General features: G+C 50.8%; 14 protein-coding genes and 3 tRNA genes. 7 read left to right on the forward strand and 10 right to left on the reverse strand.

All coding sequences use genetic code 11. The annotated features are described in order from the left end of the window. Position 1 precedes the first annotated feature (1 nt). A complete protein-coding gene (locus CRN95_RS03585) occupies positions 2-946 on the forward strand; it encodes a lysylphosphatidylglycerol synthase transmembrane domain-containing protein (RefSeq protein WP_088629774.1) in 945 nt (314 codons plus the stop codon). 46 nt (positions 947-992) lie between these two features. On the opposite strand, the gene CRN95_RS03590 is transcribed toward CRN95_RS03585, so the two are convergent. From CRN95_RS03590 to CRN95_RS03615, 6 genes are all read right to left on the reverse strand, one after another. After that, positions 993-1,631 carry a hypothetical protein gene (locus CRN95_RS03590; RefSeq protein ID WP_073423419.1) on the reverse strand — a complete coding sequence of 213 codons (639 nt, stop codon included), beginning with the start codon at positions 1,629-1,631 and terminating at the stop codon, positions 993-995. 102 nt (positions 1,632-1,733) lie between these two features. Further along, positions 1,734-2,543 carry a glutamate racemase gene (murI, locus tag CRN95_RS03595; protein WP_088629773.1) on the reverse strand — a complete coding sequence of 270 codons (810 nt, stop codon included), beginning with the start codon at positions 2,541-2,543 and terminating at the stop codon, positions 1,734-1,736. Beyond that, the gene (locus CRN95_RS03600; RefSeq protein WP_088629772.1) at positions 2,527-4,722 is read right to left on the reverse strand and encodes a UvrD-helicase domain-containing protein; all 2,196 of its coding nucleotides are present in this window, start codon (positions 4,720-4,722) and stop codon (positions 2,527-2,529) included. Before CRN95_RS03600 ends, murI begins: the two co-directional genes overlap by 17 nt. Before the next feature lie 139 nt (positions 4,723-4,861). After that, positions 4,862-5,872, reverse strand: coding sequence for a lysylphosphatidylglycerol synthase transmembrane domain-containing protein (locus tag CRN95_RS03605; protein WP_088629771.1), 1,011 nt, complete (start codon positions 5,870-5,872; stop codon positions 4,862-4,864). Further along, on the reverse strand, positions 5,869-7,005 hold the full coding sequence (locus tag CRN95_RS03610) for a glycosyltransferase family 4 protein (protein ID WP_235002853.1): 1,137 nt from the start codon (positions 7,003-7,005) through the stop codon (positions 5,869-5,871). Before CRN95_RS03610 ends, CRN95_RS03605 begins: the two co-directional genes overlap by 4 nt. A 41-nt stretch (positions 7,006-7,046) precedes the next feature. Continuing rightward, positions 7,047-7,823 carry a class I SAM-dependent methyltransferase gene (locus tag CRN95_RS03615; protein WP_088629769.1) on the reverse strand — a complete coding sequence of 259 codons (777 nt, stop codon included), beginning with the start codon at positions 7,821-7,823 and terminating at the stop codon, positions 7,047-7,049. Positions 7,824-8,219: 396 nt separating this feature from the next. Here CRN95_RS03615 and CRN95_RS03620 point away from each other — a divergent pair, with 396 nt between their 5' ends. After that, positions 8,220-9,032 (forward strand): RNA polymerase sigma factor RpoD/SigA, encoded by an 813-nt coding sequence (locus tag CRN95_RS03620; protein ID WP_014545470.1) that lies wholly within the window; start codon positions 8,220-8,222, stop codon positions 9,030-9,032. Between the two features lie 67 nt (positions 9,033-9,099). Here the strand turns inward: CRN95_RS03620 and CRN95_RS03625 are convergent, their stop codons facing one another. Then, positions 9,100-10,260 (reverse strand): coproporphyrinogen-III oxidase family protein, encoded by a 1,161-nt coding sequence (locus CRN95_RS03625; protein ID WP_088629768.1) that lies wholly within the window; start codon positions 10,258-10,260, stop codon positions 9,100-9,102. Between the two features lie 97 nt (positions 10,261-10,357). Between CRN95_RS03625 and CRN95_RS03630 the strand changes: the two genes are divergently transcribed. The 3 genes from CRN95_RS03630 (at position 10,358) to CRN95_RS03640 (ending at position 11,043) form a co-directional block, all read left to right on the forward strand. Beyond that, positions 10,358-10,430: transfer RNA gene (locus CRN95_RS03630), tRNA-Gly, on the forward strand. Between the two features lie 176 nt (positions 10,431-10,606). Continuing rightward, a tRNA-Gly gene (locus tag CRN95_RS03635) sits at positions 10,607-10,679 on the forward strand. Positions 10,680-10,970: 291 nt separating this feature from the next. After that, positions 10,971-11,043 (forward strand) — tRNA-Gly (locus CRN95_RS03640). A gap of 267 nt (positions 11,044-11,310) precedes the next feature. Here CRN95_RS03640 and putP read toward each other — a convergent pair. The 3 genes from putP to CRN95_RS03655 all read right to left on the reverse strand — a co-directional run bounded on the left by putP (position 11,311) and on the right by CRN95_RS03655 (position 14,756). Next, a complete protein-coding gene (gene putP / locus CRN95_RS03645) occupies positions 11,311-12,852 on the reverse strand; it encodes a sodium/proline symporter PutP (protein WP_097020121.1) in 1,542 nt (513 codons plus the stop codon). Between the two features lie 84 nt (positions 12,853-12,936). Next, positions 12,937-13,659, reverse strand: coding sequence for an NAD(P)H-binding protein (locus CRN95_RS03650; RefSeq protein WP_088630654.1), 723 nt, complete (start codon positions 13,657-13,659; stop codon positions 12,937-12,939). Then, on the reverse strand, positions 13,659-14,756 hold the full coding sequence (locus CRN95_RS03655; RefSeq protein WP_088630653.1) for a histidine phosphatase family protein: 1,098 nt from the start codon (positions 14,754-14,756) through the stop codon (positions 13,659-13,661). Before CRN95_RS03655 ends, CRN95_RS03650 begins: the two co-directional genes overlap by 1 nt. Before the next feature lie 234 nt (positions 14,757-14,990). Between CRN95_RS03655 and CRN95_RS03660 the strand changes: the two genes are divergently transcribed. Continuing rightward, positions 14,991-15,614 carry a GNAT family N-acetyltransferase gene (locus CRN95_RS03660; protein ID WP_097020122.1) on the forward strand — a complete coding sequence of 208 codons (624 nt, stop codon included), beginning with the start codon at positions 14,991-14,993 and terminating at the stop codon, positions 15,612-15,614. A gap of 265 nt (positions 15,615-15,879) precedes the next feature. Continuing rightward, positions 15,880-18,354, forward strand: a complete 2,475-nt coding sequence (locus CRN95_RS03665) for a glycogen/starch/alpha-glucan phosphorylase (RefSeq protein ID WP_097020123.1) — start codon at positions 15,880-15,882, stop codon at positions 18,352-18,354. Positions 18,355-18,441: the final 87 nt, after the last annotated feature.

The following is an 18,441-nucleotide window of genomic DNA, read 5'->3' on the forward strand; positions in this document are numbered from 1 at the left end:
CATGAACAAGTCGCCCTCAAAACTTTCTCGTTACCTCTGGAACCTCCTAAAGGTTTCTGTCAGCTGTGGCGGTCTTACCTATATCTTCATGAACATTCCGTTCCACGAAGTGAGTCAACACTGGACGCACGAAGCTTTGCCGTGGATACTCGTCACTCTCGTGACCACATTTTTGAGCATGTGCATCCAGGCAAACCGCTGGCGCGGACTCCTGCTCGACGAAGGGAAAAAAATCAAGTTTCGCTCGTTCTACGCCTACATCGCACTCGGCTATTTCTTCAACAACCTGCTCCCGGGCGGATTCGGCGGCGATGCAGTCAAGACGGTCGCCTTCGGCAAGCGATTCGGAAACATGGCAAACTCGGTTGCAGCCATCGTCATTTCACGACTGATGGGACTTTTGGCGATGTTTCTCTGCTTCTTTGTCGCCCTCCCGTTCGTGGCCTCCCGCTATGAGATTCCGCTCATATACACAGGCGCCGTCTGTCTATTTGCGCTTGCCTCCATCGTTATAATCGTCGGTGGACTTTTCCTCGACAAGATCAAGTTACCACAAGGAATTGCACAGCGATACCCCTTCCTTGAAAAGCTACAGAACGCCTTCAGCATTTACCGTTCCCACAAAAAAGCCTTTATGCTTTCCATTGTCGATTCCATTTGGCTGCAGGTCCTATCCATCATCATGCATTTTGCATTCTTGAAGGCGGTCGGGATCGATATCGGCCTGGATGTCGTAACCGTATTTACGACCATCACCGTCACCATCACCATGCTCCCCATTTCCATCAACGGAATCGGCGTACGCGAAGGCGTGAACGTCAGCCTCTTTACCGGGCTCCTCGGAATTCCTGCAGATACGGTTCTGGCGGCATCTATTTTGGGTTACATTCCGCTGCTGTTCCAGGTCACGCAAGGGGCGGTCGTGCTCCTCGCTAGAAAGAAATAAAAAAGCCCCGCCGAGGCGGGGACCTTTAGACTTCGCTTTCGAAGAATTATTCTTCAGCGAGAGCTTCCTTGTATTCATCGACGGTAGCGATATACTCGTCAATCATATCCTGCTTGGAATCCAGGTGAGCGAGAATCTTTTCGAGGTGTTCCTTGGAGAACACGGTCTTGAGCTGGCGGGATGCATGGCCCTTGTAGCCCCATTCCTTGAGGATTTCATCGGTCACAACGAAAGAATCGTCGAGAGAGACAAAACGCATCGGACCGTAGACTGCCCAGTTGTGTTCCATCTGCATGCATTCCGGTTCTTCCATTTCCGGGTTTGCCATGTAGCGCTGCACGTGACGGGTGCGCACGTCCTTAATCTTGTCGATACGCATATAACCCATGATGAGGTACTTGTTGCGCATTTCAGAATCGCTCAAGCCTTCGTAGCGGGTGCCAAACAAAATGTAACGGCTCTTGCTCTTCACAATCGTGTTGATTGCCTTCACATTGTAGCAGCTCATCAGACCATAGGTGCTGGTTTCATAGTTCGGTTCATAAAGAAAACCCTTTTCATTTTCATTCAGCTGGTCGCGGACAGGCATTTCGGACTGATGGCTAGTTTCGACATAAAGCAGGCTACCTGCCATGTTGCCACGGTAGTCTTGCCAACCTTCGAGATTGATCTGTGTTTTAGGCATTTTATAAATCCACTCAAATAGTTTAAAGTTCGAAAATTAAAACGAATACAAGCGGACCGAGTACGGTTCGTCAGTAACAATTATCAAAATACAATTTACTTATTAAAAAGTCAACGACTCCGCCGAAATATTCTCCATTCCAAAGCGAAAAGCGCCTTTTTTGAAGAATTCTGCGGTATCGGTCGTCAAATAATGCACAGAGCCACCCTTCGAAAGCCGATTTTCCATGTCCACATGGCGCCTGAGGTAGTCCAAAGTCTTGTCAGCGACGATATCGCCCTGGACCACCAAGCGGACATGCGGTGGAAGTGCGGCCCGAATTTCAGATTCGAGGAGCGGGTAATGCGTGCATGCCAGTAAAACTGTATCGATTTCAGGGTCAGCCGCAAGCAGCTGGTCCACGTCCTTTTTCACGAAGAATCGGGCGCCCTCGGTTCCGCGTTCGCCGTATTCCACAAGCGGCACCCACATCGGGCAGGCGTGCTGAGTCACCTTCAAGTTCGGGAAAAAGTGGCTGATTTCAAGAACGTAGCTGTTCGAAGAGACCGTCCCTGCGGTAGCAAAAATGCCAATATGCCCCGTCTTCGAGAAGTTACCGATCTCTTCGGCGGTCGGGCGGACAATGCCCAAAACGCGACGGTCCGGGAATTCGACCGGGAGCACCTGCTGCTGGATGCTGCGGAGCGCCTTTGCCGATGCCGTGTTGCACGCGAGAATCACCAGCGGACATCCGCGGTGGAAAAGTTCGCGCACGGACTGGAGCGTATAGCGGTAAATCGTCTCGAAACTGCGGGAGCCATACGGCGCACGGGCATTATCCCCCAGATACAGGTAATCGTACTGCGGGAGCGTGTGGCGGAGCTTCTGCAAGATCGTGAGCCCGCCAAAACCAGAATCAAAGACGCCGATCATAAGCTTCTTCCATCTTGCTGCGGACATACGGGAGCAGTTCATGGCGCGGGTCCATATCATCGCCGCCGTGAGTCTTCTTGAATTCGACCGTATCTATCGGTTCGAGAATCTTGATATTGACTGGGTGGTACTTGGAATCCTTGCGGTGTTCCCAAAGCAGATCAGAACCTCTTGTGACCATCGGCAATATAATAGCGTTCGCCTCGACGGCAAGTCTAAAGCAACCGCTCTTAAAAGCGACCATGCCATCGCGCTTGCTGCGGGTGCCTTCCGGGAAAACGAAGAGTCTCGGCATTTTGCCCGTCTGGAGCGCCTTCTGGATAATCGCGGCGCCACCGCCCTTTTCACGGTCGATAAAGACACAACCGAGCTTATGCATCCAGAAGTTCAGAATCGGGATGCGCTGCAACTGCGTCTTGGCGATAAAGCCAACAGTACGCTGCAAAGCGAGGAACGCAAGCGGGATATCCAAGTACGAACGATGGTTACCCATCACGAACACCGGGCGCGTCCAGTCCACTTTCGCAAGTTGCGCCTGGTCTTCAATCGTCAAATCCACGCGCAAGACCTTCATGCAGAAGCGGGAAAATACCTGCACCTTTTCTTCAAGCCATGGATCTAGGTCTTTACGACGGAAAATGTACATGAATGCAATCTTGAAAATATATTCGAGCATAAACGCAAAAATTCTTGCCGCTCCAAATATTCTAAATAACATCACTGGCATATTACACTCTGTTTTTGAATTTTCCCTGGGCAAAAAACGAGACCGCTTGAGTTTCGTCAGGCGCCCTTTCCAATATCTACGTTTGCAATATAGCAAAACCAAAAAAGATTCAGCCCGTGTGACCCCGACGTAAAACAATCGACGTTCCTCATCGAGCTGTTTTTGGCGCTGTTTACGTGAGCCCAAGCACGAACCCGGCGTAAGCCCCTCGGACATCCCCGCATAATAGACCACCGCATACTGAAGCCCCTTGGACGCATGGACCGTCTCGACATGGATTCCGTCTTCAAGGACTTCGCCCTCCCTCTCACCCGCCTCCGATACGACCATTCCCGCAATCGGGAGATGCGCATCGCGAAGCGCTTCTTCGTAGTATAGGCGTTGCCTATTATAGCGCACGAGGATTGCAAAGTTTTTCCATTGGAGGTCATAGCTTTCTCGGAGCAACTTGATACTCGTGATAATTTTCTGCATTTCCTCGACGGGGTCTTCGCTCACCCAGATTTCGGGTTCACGGTTTTCCTTGAAAATCGGCGAGCCGCCCGAGCCATTCATGTTGCCAGCCCGCAAGACCTTCCGCAAGTGGATAGGCTTATTTTCAAAAATCCTATTCGAAAAATGTAAAATGTTCGCGACTGAGCGATAATTCCATTCCAAGCGGATAAGCGAGCTCTCCTTGAAGTCGTCGCGGAAACGGTTGATATTCCCGATATCGGCCCCACGGAATCCGTAAATAGCTTGGTCATCATCGCCCACAACAAAGAGTGACTTGCGCTCACCCAGCAGCGCTTTGACAAGCCGATACTGCGATGGGTTGATATCCTGATATTCATCGACAAGTATTTCGGTCCATTGATTTTGGAAATAGGCACGCGCCGACTCGTGATTTTCGAGCAAGTTTATCGCCTGATAGATAAGGTCTTCAAAAACGACTTGACCCGATTCCAAGATGCGATTACGCAATGGTTCAAGTTTTTTGAGGAGCTTCGCGGGATGCGCATCCGAGAACAGCTCTTCGCGCGAAAAGCGGAATTTTCGACCGCCGACTTTCGCGAGTTCCTGCATAAAAGTCTTGTCCGCCGATTCCGTTGGGACCGGCATTTTCTTGAAACCGACAAGCTCGTACGCAGGGCAAGACGCCGCAGGAACTTTCGACTTGAGGATAAACAGTGCGAGCGAGTGGAACGTGCAGAGCCGCACCCCCGCATTCGGGAAGAGTTTTTGCACACGTTCCCGCATTTCAGCAGCCGCCTTCGCCGTGAACGTGAGCGCCAAGATTTTCTCCGGCTCAACACCCGACATAATCCGGTACTGGATTCGCTTGGTCAAGACCGAAGTCTTTCCCGAACCTGCCCCAGCTAAGATTAAAAGTTGTCCATTCTTTTCATGATCATGCAGCACTGCCGCACGTTGGTCGGAGTTCAGTCCGACCAAAAGACTTTCTACATCCATAATAATACATACTGAAATTTGTCATGCCCGTAAAAGCGCATTGTCATGCCCGGCACCGACCGGGCATCTCCTTTCAGTGTTGGCACTCCTTTTAGTGCCTATTCATATAGCAAACGATATAGAAAACGGATATAGCAAACTATTGAGCGTTCTTTGCGGGTTCTGCCGGTACAGGCTTCTGCCCCACCAAAAAGGCGACCGCACCAAACAAGCTCAAAATCAAACTTACAAAATAAGCGAGCAACTGAATCACAACCGATTCAAGTCCAGGCACGCCTGCACGCGCAAAAAGCGACTGTGCCAAAAATTCACGTGGACCAAAACCGCCAATCGAAATCGGGAGCGCACTCACAATGGCGACTAGCGGAATGTAATAGAAGTACCACGACATCGATAGGTTCACACCCACTGCAATGCCACAGAAAAAATGCACAAAGATGCGGAGCGACTGAGTGACCATCGAAAGGCAAATGATGTTGATCCAGAGTTTCTTGGAGCGGAATTTTTGGAAACGGTCAAACATGCGGAGGAGTCGCGTTTCAAATTTCTCGGGCAATACCTTCCCCGCCATGCGGCAAAAGAAGCGGCCAATGCGACGGCTCAAAAGCCCTGCAAACATCACACAGAAGCCGAGGAAAATCCAGACGGACGGCCACATGAACGCACGCTGTTCTGGATCGTGAATAAAGAACAAGGCGCCCACGCCAAGAGCAAACAATGTGATAAAGAAAAGTCCAAACAAGCGGTCAAACACCGTCGCCGTAAAGCCCGCGCCAACCGTATCTTGTCCGCCCTGCATGCGGATATCGTAAACCTTCTTGACGTCACCGCCGACGTTACCCGGCATGAAGTTGTTGAAGAACAGTCCCACGTGATAAAGTTTGAGGAGCCTACCGTACTTGAGGCGAACGCCCTGCTTTTCGAGCAAGAGCTTCCACTGGAGGCAAGCGGTAAAGTTCGAAACCGCGAGACAAAGGAGTGCAAGCACAAGCGGGAAAACGCTGTTTTTCTTGAACAAGTTATAGAGGTCGCCAACATCCCATTCCGGGTCGCTCACAATGTTACGATAGACAAAGTAAGCGGGAACGAGCGTCACCACCAGCTTTAAGCAAAAAACAATGACCGACTTGAGCTTCGGATTCAACTTCATTTTCGTACGCTCCTTTCGATCGTACGTTCCAACAGTTCCAACGTTTCGCGAGCAGAATTTTCCCAGCTGAACGTAAGCGCATAACGTTTTGCATTCTGACCAAGAGCCGCGCGCAATCCTGCATCGCCATAAATTTTTTCCATTGCCAATGCACACGCGGCCGCATCTCCCGACGGGAACAAAATCCCCGTCTCGCCGTCACGGACGCTATCGCAGAGTCCCGGCACATCCGACGCAATCGTCGTCTTGCAGAGCTGCGCCGCTTCCATCACCGTGAGGCCCCAGCCTTCCTTGTAGCTCGTCTGCAACAACGCAAGCGAAGACGAAAGCAGTTCGTACTTGCGAGCGGCAGGCACAAAACCCGTCAGTTCCACCTTGCCATCTAGGCCATGCGATTTAATCCAGGCCGGAAGCTTTTTCAAAAGCGGACCACCGCCCACAATTTTCAACTGGACTTCGGGATGCGACTTCGAAAAAATTTCAAACGCCTCAAGCGCCGTCCAAATTCCCTTGTAACGATGCACACGCGAAAGCCAGATGAAATACGGAGCCCGCGCGTTTTTCAACGCATTGTCCTGCATCGGCACATTTTCGTTTGATTCGCAAGAACCGCCACGGAACTGCGCGGCAACCGGAGGCATTTCCGACCCGTTATAAATCACGGAAATTCGGCTTTCGTCCACGCCAATTTCGGCAAGTTCTTTCTTGGTACTCGGACTCACCACTACAAAATTCTGCGTGCGGTAAAAGAACGGAATAATCCGCTCAAAGAACCAGACCATAAACGCAATCGGGAAAATCGCTTCAGCAAAAATCGACTTCCGCCACAAGTGATGCATCTGCACCAGGAGCGGCTTGCGGACGAACCAGTGGGCAAAGACCGGTAACTTGTTCAAATCTTCAACAACAACGTCAAAGTTGAATTCGCGGTCAAGCTTTTTCAGATTCAGCGCCACCGTGAGCTGGAACATCAAATCGCCACCCTTGCGGATGACCTGAATTCCATCGACAACTTCGCGTTCTTTGGCTCCCGGAAATGTCGTCGTAAACAGGACCACCGTGTGGCCCATTTCTACAATCTTTCCGAAAATGCGATGCAAATGCTTTTCGGCGCCGCCGGCAGCCGGATGCATGCGATCCCGGTAATTTACGACGAGGATTTTCAAGCAATCACCTAAGGCTTACGACCGATCACGCCGATGCAGAGCTGCGTGTAGTGCATCACCGGCACGGACTGGAGGCTATCCAAAATCTTGTCCTTAATCTTCTGGTAAGCAGTTCCATCGAGCGGATACTTCGGGAGTTCAATACCGAACTTAAAGCAGAGTTCACGCAGAATGCGGTAGTAAAGATTCGGGCGCATCCAGTCGCCATAAGCATAAACACATTCAAAACCAGCGTCACGCATAAGCGTCTTGAGCTGACCCATCGTGAACTGCTTTTCCCAACCGGCAAACCACTTGTCGAGCGCAATCAAGATATGCTTGATAATCGTATACGGGTGGACAGTCTGCGGCACATCGCAAAGGCAGCAACCGCCACGCTTGACGATGCGGAAGTTCTCTTGCAAGAGCGGGAGCGAATCCTTGAAATGTTCGGCCAAGCCCTGATGGAACACCAAGTCAAAAGTGTTGTCCGGGAACGGGGACTTGAAAGCATCGCCACGAACCAAGTGCAAATTCTTGAGACCTTCACTCTCGCGGAGCGAATTGACAATTTTCAAGCTATTGTCGGCAAAATCGAGCACATAGACATCGGCACCCAAACGAGCGAGTTCGGCACTATCGCGGCCGGTACCTGCACCGACCTCAAGCACCTTCAGGCCCTCGAGCTTAAAATTCTTCTTAATAGCTTCTATAATAGACGGCGAAGACGGATAGACCTTGTCCATGTCGTTCTTGCGCTGCCAAAAACGGTTCCATACGGATTGATCGGGCTCTTTAATAGACATAACGGGGATAATATATGAAAATTTGATTGTAGAGTTATTAGTTACTAGTTACTAGTTACTAGAAAACCACTCGTCATCCTCGAAGCGAAGCGTAGGGGATCCAGTAAAGTTTCAGATATGAGATATGCGGAAAGCGTATTCCAAAATGAAACATTGGGCTTTACATTTTTTATTCGGATAGAGCCAATCACCGCGCCCAACTTGTCACGTTTTGAAAAATTTGTTATATTTTTACGACAATTTTACAAAATCACGACAGAAATATCGGCCTTTCGGAGCCACGAAAACCGCGAAACCGACATTTAATGGACTTTTTGTAAAAAATTTGGAAAATTTTACACAATTGGCACGCAACTTGCTTTAAAAAAGCGATATTATAGGAGCAAGGTTTTTAAAATGCATATTGATTCTACCGATACTACTCTCAAAAGATACCTAGAAGATATTCGTCGCACTGCACCTCTCTCCCGCGAAGAAGAACAGATTCTATTCCAGAAAGCTAAAGAAGGCGACAAAATCGCCCGTAAAAAGCTGATTTCCGCAAACATGCGCTTTGTTTTGAAGGTCGCCATTCAGTACCGTGGCTGCCCGATTCCGCTTCCGGACTTGGTCAGTGAAGGCGCAATGGGCCTCGTACGCGCTATTGAATCGTTCGAACATACCCGTGGTCTTAAATTCATCAGTTACGGCGTTTGGTGGATCAAGGCATACATTACTCGCGCTATTAACGAACAGGGCAACCTCATCCGCTTGCCGGCAAACCAGCACCTCCGCGTGCGTAAGGCTTTGCACGAACAATCCCGCGGTAAGGAAATCAACGAAGAAATCCGTGAATTGATTCAGATCGGTCAGCGCGGCGTTTCGTTCGACAGCCCGCTCAAGGCAGACTCCAAGGCTACTTACGCCGAAGTTCTCCCGGACAGTGGCGCATCGAACCCGGAAGCCGATTCCGAAATCCAGAGCGTCGAAGCTTTGGCCCGCGACCTCATGGAACAGCTCCCGGAACGTGAAGCCCGAGTCATCACCGGCATTTTCGGCATCAACCAGGAAGCACCGCAGACTCTCCGCGAAGTGGGCGAATCCATGAACATCTCCCACGAACGTGTGCGTCAGTTGCGCGACCAGGCTCTCCGCCGCATCCGCAAGTACAACAGTAAGGACTTCTTGCAAGAAAAGAAGGACGCATTCTTGGCCGCTATCAACAAGTAGTTAAAAGCCAAAATTAAACTTGTCATGCCCCGCTCCGACGGGGCATCTCCTTTTTATGGGGAAAACGCTATCGGCAGGCGTTCAGCACATCAGTCACAACGCTGTCCATGAAAATCCAGCCACGGCCGACAAGTTTTAAGATTCCGCCATCGAGCGTTGCGAAACCTTTCTTGACCCATTGTTCATAGCCTTCCGGCGAAACAGAAATTCCGTCAGCAGCAAGCGCATTCAGGTCGAGACCAGAGCGTTGGCGCAGTGAGAGCCATACGCGCTCCGTCAGGATGTCATCTTTATCAAGATCGTCGTAAGTCAGCGATGCATCAGGGCAACCCGCATTCACGTAATCGCGCCATCGCGGATACATTTCCGGAGCGCAGAAACGGCGACCGCCAAAATAGCTATGCGCTCCCGGCCCAAAGCCAATGTACTCACCGCGATTCCAGTAGTTCATGTTATGCAAGCTTTCGTCGCCAGGCTTTGCAAAATTCGAGACCTCATAACGCGCGAAGCCCTTTTTCTCAAGAATTTCGACGCTCCCGAGATACATCGGCTCGTACAAACTCTCGTCAATTTTTTCTTCGCCACGAGACACGCGACCGCCCAAAAGCGTCCTCTCGCCCACATTCAATCCATAAAAGCTCAAGTGCCCAAGCGGAAAATCCGACAAGCAGTCCACATCACTTAAGAAAGAATCGACCGATTGCCCCGGCAAATCAAACATCAGATCTGCCGAGACTTTCGCCTGCGGAAGCGAAGTTAACAAACGCAAAGCTTCAAAGCCGCGTTCTACCGTGTGCCTGCGGCCAATGCGGTCCAAGAGCGTTTGCGAAAACGTTTGAAGTCCAAGGCTAAAGCGGCGCACGCCGCACGAGAGCGCCGTTTGCACAGATTCTTCGGTACACGATTCCGGGTTGAATTCCATCGAAACTTCGTCAAGCGCATCTACGCGAACGCCACACGACGCAAGCACCGCAAAAATCCGTTCCAGGCATGCGCTTGGCAAAATCGAAGGCGTCCCGCCACCGAGATAAAGCGTTCGCGCTTGCGAAAGAACGTTTTGGGATGATGCCGAATGCGATACAGGATGCGCCGCCGTAAAAGCACGGATTTCACGCTCCAACAAGCCTGCATATTCCTCGAAAAGCCGAGCATTCGCAGGCATCACGCGGAAGTCGCAATAATCGCAAATTTTTGCGCAAAACGGAACGTGAATATAAATACCGAACATAAAACTACGATAAACGAACTTTTACCGCAAAAATATAACTTTTTTCACCTTATCCCCTTTACAATTGGAACTTTTATTTCTATAATTGGGTCACCTCGCGGGAATAGCTCAGTTGGTAGAGCACGACCTTGCCAAGGTCGGGGTCGAGGGTCCGAGTCCCTTTTCCCGCTCTAAAAAAAAAGAGCCTAGCGTCAAGCTAGGCTCTTTTGTTTTATACACAGAATTAGACGAGAACCAGAGAAGAGGGCGCGACCAAATTCTTTCGTGGCTCTCAAAAAAATTTCACTTTTTTCGGGCCGCACCCCTTTATAACTACAAATTTTATTTCTATATATGGGTCACCCTCGCGGGAATAGCTCAGTTGGTAGAGCACGACCTTGCCAAGGTCGGGGTCGAGGGTCCGAGTCCCTTTTCCCGCTCTAAAAAAAAGAAAAACCACCTACAAAGGTGGTTTTCTTTTTTTATATCGTAATTTGGACGAGGACCCGAGAAGAGGGGCCGACTAAACAACGAGATGCACGAAGTGCGTACGAGTTGTTTAGGAATTATCGCGTAGCGATAAGCCCGTAAGGGTGAGGAGTCAGCCCGTGCCTTAGCACGGGTGACTGACGACGAATCATTCCCTTTCCCGCTCTACAAAAAAAAATCACTTTTTTCAGCCATCACCCCTTTATAACTACAAATTTTATTTCTATATATGGGCTACCCTCGCGGGAATAGCTCAGTTGGTAGAGCACGACCTTGCCAAGGTCGGGGTCGAGGGTCCGAGTCCCTTTTCCCGCTCTAAAGAAAAACCACCTGCAAAGGTGGTTTTCTTTTTTATCGTAATTTGGACGAGGACCCGTTCCCGTCTAAGTAAAAAAAGACGCTGTTAAGCGTCTTTTTTGTTATCAGGAGCCAGGCGTTACGGGCTGGTCACCCCCATCCAATTACAGTTTCATATCGCTCAAGCGAGTGCTTTGTACTTTCGCTACGCTCAAGTACCAAATGCTAGGCTCGGAAATGTCAATGCAAGCATTGACGCTTCGCTCGCCTGACGCATTTGTCAACTTATAGTTTAATGTCAGAAAGTCTCGTGCTTTCCACGCGGTCAAATTCCAGCTGGATTTCGGCAGAGGGTTCCTTGGTCAAAAGGCTCACGACGACGATCGTCACGAAGGAGAGGATAAAGCCCGGCACGAGTTCGTAAATCTGGAAGATTTCAGCAGAGAAGCCGGAGAGGTAGAACTTCCAGATAAACGTCGTAAGGCCACCCACGAGCATACCCGCAACAGCAGCCGGGAGCGTCGTGCGCTTCCAGAAGAGGGCGAGCAACATAATCGGGCCAAACGTTGCACCGAAACCGCCCCAGGCAAAGCTCACGAGGCTCATCACCACGTCAAGGAAGCTTTTGCCATGCTTCACGCCATCGGCACTCGGAGCGCCCTGCATAGCGACAATCACGGCAATAAGCGTAATCACCACGACCACGCCACGGCTAACCCACATCACTTCCTTGTTGCTTGCGTTCTTGCGGAACAGGTGCTTGTAAAGGTCGTTACTGAAAGCGGAAGCAGAAACCAGAAGCTGGGAGTCAGCAGTACTCATGATAGCAGCGAGAATGGCAGCCATGAGGATAGCGGCAATCGCCGGATGGCAAAGTGCCTGGCAGAGAATCATGAAAATGCGTTCCGGGTCATCAACGGTGATGCCATGAGCCGTCACGTAATAGCGACCGAGGAGAGCAATCATCACGACAGCGGCAAGGCAGATAATCACCCAAGTCATAGCGATACGGCGAGAATCCTTGATTTCTTCGGCGTTCTTGATGGACATGAAGCGCACGAGGATGTGCGGCATGCCAAAGTAGCCAAGGCCCCAAGAGAGGCTAGAAATCAGCGCGATAAGGCCAATGGACTTGCCCGTCGTAGCGTTCGTGAAAAGGCTCATCAAGTACGGGTTCTGAGCGTTCACAGCATCCATCGTCGAGGCAAAGCCGCCAGAGCCGCTCATGATCATCAGAGGAATCACGAGGACGGCAATCAGCATCATAGAAGCCTGGATAAAGTCAGTCCAGCACACGGCAAAAAAGCCGCCCATGAACGTGTAGCTCACCACCACGATGGCACCGAGAATGAGACCCGTGGTGTAATCCATACCAAAGATGGTGCTGAAGAGTTTTGCGCTAGCGACAAAGCCCGAGACCGTATAGAAAAGGAAGAAGGCCAAAATGAAAATCGAGGCGATGACGCGGATGATGCCCTTGTTATCGCGGAAACGGTTCGAGAAAAAGTCCGGGAGAGTAATCGAGTCGCCGCAGAAATGGCTGTACTTGCGGAGCCTGCGACCGACGATTTTCCAGTTGAAGTACGTACCGACCACAAGGCCGATACCGATCCAAGCTTCGGAAAAACCGCTCACGAACACGGCGCCCGGAAGGCCCATCAGCATCCAGCCGCTCATGTCGGACGCCTGGGCGGACATGGCGACCACCCACTTGTTCATGCCGCGGTTACCGAGGTAATAGGCGTTCAGGCTGTTCGCCTTGCGAGAGAAATACGCTCCGATGCCAAGCATCATCAGCAAATAAAGGATAAAGACGACAATCGTCATAAGACCTCCGTTAGAGTTTTTATAAAAATTAAAAATATTCTTCTATAAAAAGGGGATGCCCGCTCGGAGGCGGGCATGACAGCATTACAATTCGCGAAGTTGACGGTTATAGATAATGCGCTTGCCTTTTACACCATCGGCTGCGCAAACGTGGTCCACGGGAGGCTTGAGCATGTTCGCCACGAGATGCGCGGCAACCGTCTCTGCAGGCACCGGACGGAAATGCGCCGGCACCCATTCCGGGTGCGCCCCGAAAAGCTTTTGCATCAGCTCTTCGCCAAAGCGCTTGTCCTTATGTTTGCCAAGAAGCAGTGACGGACGCACGAGCGTCAGGCTATCGAAGCCCATCATCGTAAGGCCTTCTTCAAGTTGCCCCTTCAGGCGGTTATAGAAGAACGGCGAATTCGAATTTGCCCCCATGGCACTCACGCACAGGAAATGCTTGACACCCTGACGCTTTGCCAAAGCTGCAAGCGTGAGCGGCAAACGCAAATCGACCTTTTCTTGAGCGGGTTTACTCCCCGCCTGTTTGAGCGTCGTCCCCAGGCAGCAAATCACGGCGTCGCAACCAGCAAAGTTCTTGCAAACGCTAGACGCCCATTGCTCTTCGGGCCGAGCACTCAAAAGAGCATCAAAATCCACCGCCTCAAAATTAAACTTCGATATGCCATTAAAAATGCCCAGCGCATTCAAGTCTGGGACCGAACGCACCGGGCAAAAAACAGATTCCACGTCATCTAAACGGGAAAGCAACTGAGCGACGCTCTTCCCGATAAGTCCTGTGGAGCCAAGAAGAGCGACTTTCATTAGACACCTTCGTCGACTTCGTCTCTCGGGCGCATCCAGCCCACTTCATCACCACGAACCGGAAGAGCCATCACAGCACCCGCTTCATCAACAATCACTGCGATGCCCGAAATGTAGTTGACCCAATGGTTCGTTTCTTCGTAAATTCTCAAATCAACGGTTCTTTTTGACACCAAAATAATAAGCGGAGCCACCAACATGTCATGGCTTACAAGAACGCTCACGCGCTTCCAAGAAGGCATATTGGCAACGATAACTTCGTTGATGAACTGATTTCCGCGCTGGAAGAAGTCATGGAAATACGTCGGAAGAATGACATTGAGATTGGCAACCGTCGGGAACGGTTCACCATAAGCATACATGGCGATATATCTCGGATTGCCGCCCTTCTTGGCAACAAGAGCATCCAAAGTATCTGAGGGGACCGTCAAGAAATAACTACCGTTGATGCCTTCGTCCCAAGTGACAACATCAACTTCACCTTCACCACGGCCGATTGCAACGTTCGTGCAAGTTTCACGAGTACGCACAAAGTCCGTAGATGCATAATAGAACGGTTCATCGCCCGCAAGCTTTGTTCCGAGAGTCTGCGCCATTTGAATACCAATCGGAGTCAACGGGGAATTCTTGCCCGTATTCGTCTTGGAGCGCTTGGAATGGCGAAGCACAAACGCAATCTTACTGGTCTTGGGCACAGCCTTATAGACATCGCCAGCATCGTAGAAACCATCGGCATCCGGAACAAGTCCAAGAGCAGCCGGATTCGTTTCAAAAGTATAGAATTCCGTGCCAGGCGGAATTTCACCAGCGCTCGACGTCGGAGTAGGTGTTACCGCAGACGAACTCGACACACCCGGATTCACGAGAACCGAGGAACTGGAAACGCTCGGATCAATCAAAAGAGAAGAACTAGAAACCGGGGAAACAACGCTAGAAGAAGACTGATTTACAGGCAGCGAAGCATCGCTCGAAGAAGATACATAGCTCTGACCTGGCGTAGCAGAAACCGGATCAGACGAATCATCGCCACAACCGACAAAAACACAAAGCCCAGCCAAAAGGGCACCCACAAAATACTTGGCGGAAAGTCTTTTCATATTCCAAAATTCCTCATATACTAACATTGAAATTTAGATTTTTCACAAAAATTTCCTCGTAAAAAATTCCTAAACACGGCAAAACTATGTATATTTAGGGCATCACTTTTATCAGAGGCTGGATGTTATCTAGTAAATATTGGTTCATTGTTTAGCGCCTTGGAAGACGAATGTTTTCTAGGCGGTCTTCCAAGGTGATTGTGCCGATTCACACAAAAATTTTGGAGATAAACAATGAAAAAATACAATATCCGCACGGAACAACCGCGCGACTTTAAAATCGTCGAAAATCTCACCCGAGAAGCATTCTGGAACGTTTACCGTCCCGGCTGCGTGGAGCATTTTGTCCTCCACCATTACAGGAACGACCCAAGCTTTATCCCGGAACTCTCGCTCGTCATGGAAGTTGACGGACAAATTATCGGACACGTAATGTATGCGTGGTCGAAAATCGACGCCGACGACGGACGCAAAATCCGCATGATGACCTTCGGGCCCATCAGCATCCATCCGAACTACAAGCGACAGGGATACGGCAAGGCGCTCCTCGACTATTCCATGGAACTCGCCCGCCAAATGGGCGCAGGTTGCCTGCTCATCGTCGGAAACATCGGATTCTACGGCAAGAGCGGATTTGTCCCCGCTTACGTCAAGGGCATCCGCTACGCCGACGACCCGAACAGCGACGCACCGTACTTTTTGTGCAAGGAACTCGACGAGGGGTTCTTGGACGGAGTGACAGGCTCGTACAAAGACCCCGAAGGCTACTTCGTGACCGAGCGAATGCCCGAAGAATTCGAGAAGTACGAGGCTAGCTTTCCACCTAAGGAAAAGCTAGTACTCCCCGGACAATTGTAATCAAACGCTTTTCCCGCAATAACGAGATGCGCGACGACGAGATGTGCGACAACACAATTGGAATGCGTCGCGATGTTCCCGGGAATGCACGGAAAATAGCAACGGCAGCTCGCAAGAGGCGGGCTGCCTTTTTTTTCACAAACATCATTTACATATCCTGAAAAGGCTTACAACTGTGGTTTACAGAATTAACGTATTGCAAATCTCGTAAAAATTTCTAAACTTTTCCTTGGATTGAATAAACAATACCAGGCAGGTTAGATTTATGGCTAAAACTACCAAGAATGCAAGTGACATTACCGTGCTCGGTACCGATGCGGAAGCTTTCCGCAAGGCATTTACCGACCACATCCACCACACGCTCGCCCGCAGCAAATACACGGTGACGGACCACGAAAAGTTCCTCGCTGTGGCTTACGCCGTGCGTGACCGTCTTGTTGACCGTTGGATCAAGACGCAGAACACCTATTACGAAAAAGACGTCAAGCGCGTCTATTACCTCTCTCTCGAATTTTTGATTGGCCGTACGCTCGGCAACTCCGTGTTGAACCTCGACGTCGAAAGCGCCGTCACAGAAGCTCTTGACGAAATCGGCATGACGCTCGAAGAACTCCGCGAACAGGAAGTGGACGCTGGGCTTGGCAACGGCGGTCTTGGCCGCTTGGCAGCTTGCTTCCTCGACTCCATGGCTACGCTCGAGCTCCCGGCAACCGGTATGGGCATCCGTTACGAATACGGTATGTTCAGCCAGAAGATTGTGAATGGCGAACAGGAAGAACAGCCGGATAACTGGCTGCGCCTCCCGAACCCGTGGGAAATCGCACGCCCGGCTAACGCCATCAAGGTGCCGTTCTACGGCTACGTGGTAAGCTGGATGGACGAAAACGGTCGCCTCCGCAACCGCTGGGAAACGAAGGACTACGTGATGGCCCTCCCGTACGATACGCCGATCCCGGGTTACAAGAACAACACGGTGAACAACCTCCGCCTCTGGAGCGCCAAGTCCGCTGACGACTTCGGTCTTAGCTACTTCAACAACGGTGACTACATCGCCGCTGTGCAGGACATGGAACTTTCCGAAACGATTTCCAAGGTCTTGTACCCGAACGACGCTTCCATGAACGGTAAGGAACTTCGCCTCAAGCAGCAGTACTTCCTCTGCTCTGCTTCTTTGCAGGATATCATCAAGCGCTTCAAGAAGCTCCACAACAACGATTGGAAGCTCTTCCCGGAAAAGGTCGCCATCCAGTTGAACGATACGCACCCGGCAATCTCTATCGCCGAAATGATGCGCATCCTCCTCGACATCGAAAACCTCGAATGGGACGAAGCTTGGGACATCGTGACACACACGTTCGCTTATACGAACCACACGCTCATGCCGGAAGCTCTTGAAAAGTGGCCGGTCAGCTTGTTCGAAAAGCTCTTGCCGCGTCACCTCCAGATCATTTACGAAATCAACGCTCGCTTCCTCCGCATGGTTTCCATGAAGTGGCCTGGCGACAATGCTCGTCTCGCCCGCATGAGCCTTATCGAAGAAGGCGGCTGCAAGATGGTCCGCATGGCATACCTCTCCATCGTGGGTTCATTTGCTGTGAACGGCGTGGCAGCTCTCCACTCCGACCTTTTGAAGACGACGCTCTTCAAGGACTTCTACGAACTGTGGCCTGAAAAGTTCAACAACAAGACGAACGGCGTGACGCCGCGTCGCTGGGTCCGCAAGGCTAACCCGGCTATGTCCGAACTCATCACTTCTAAGATTGGTGAATCCTGGGTCAAGGATTTGGACGATTTGAAGAAGCTCGAAAAGTTCGCCAAGGACGCCGATTTCCAGAAGAAATTCATGGAAGTCAAGAAGCAGAACAAGGAACGCCTTGCCAAGTACCTCAAGGCAACGCAGAATGTCGATGTCGACACGAACACGTTCTTCGACGTGCAGGTCAAGCGTATTCACGAATACAAGCGCCAGCTCTTGAACATCCTCCATGCCATCCACCTTTACATCCAGGTGAAGGACGGCAAGGAAATCATGCCGCGCACCATCATGATCGGTGGTAAGTCCGCTCCGGGTTACTGGATGGCTAAGCAGATTATCCGTCTTGCTAACGCTGTGGCTTCTATTATCGACGCTGATCCGGATTGCAAGGGCAAGCTCAAGATGGTGTTCCTCGAGAACTACCGCGTGTCCTTCGCAGAAAAGATCATTCCGGCTGCAGACCTTTCCGAACAGATTTCTACCGCCGGTACCGAAGCTTCGGGTACGGGTAACATGAAGTTTGCTTTGAACGGCGCACTCACGATTGGTACGCTCGACGGCGCTAACGTGGAAATGAAGGAAGAAGTCGGTGACGACAACATCTTCATCTTCGGTCTCACCGTTGAAGAAGTGACGGACCTCCTCGCTAAGGGTTACCGTCCGCGCGACTTCTACGAAAAGGATGATGATCTCCGCCGCGTGATTGACCTCATCGCTTCTGGCTTCTTCAGCCCGGATCATCCGGAAACCTTCAAGCACATTGCAGAAAAGCTCTTGTCGCATGACCCGTACATGCTCTGCGCAGACTTCCGCAGCTATGTGGATATGCAGAAGAAGGTTGCCGATGCTTACCAAGACAAGAAGCACTGGGCAGAAATGGCAATCCTCAACGTCGCTCGCATGGGCAAGTTCAGCTCTGACCGTACCATCAAGCAGTACGCTGAAGAAATCTGGAACGCCAAGCCGTGCAGCATTACGCTGTAAGCTTAGACGAAAGTAGACGCAGGTTAAAACGTTATTACAGAAGAGTTCGCGATGAAAGTCGCGGACTTTTTTCATTCTAAAAATAAC

Source organism: Fibrobacter sp. UWB16 (assembly GCF_900215325.1).
Classification (GTDB): Bacteria; Fibrobacterota; Fibrobacteria; order Fibrobacterales; family Fibrobacteraceae; genus Fibrobacter.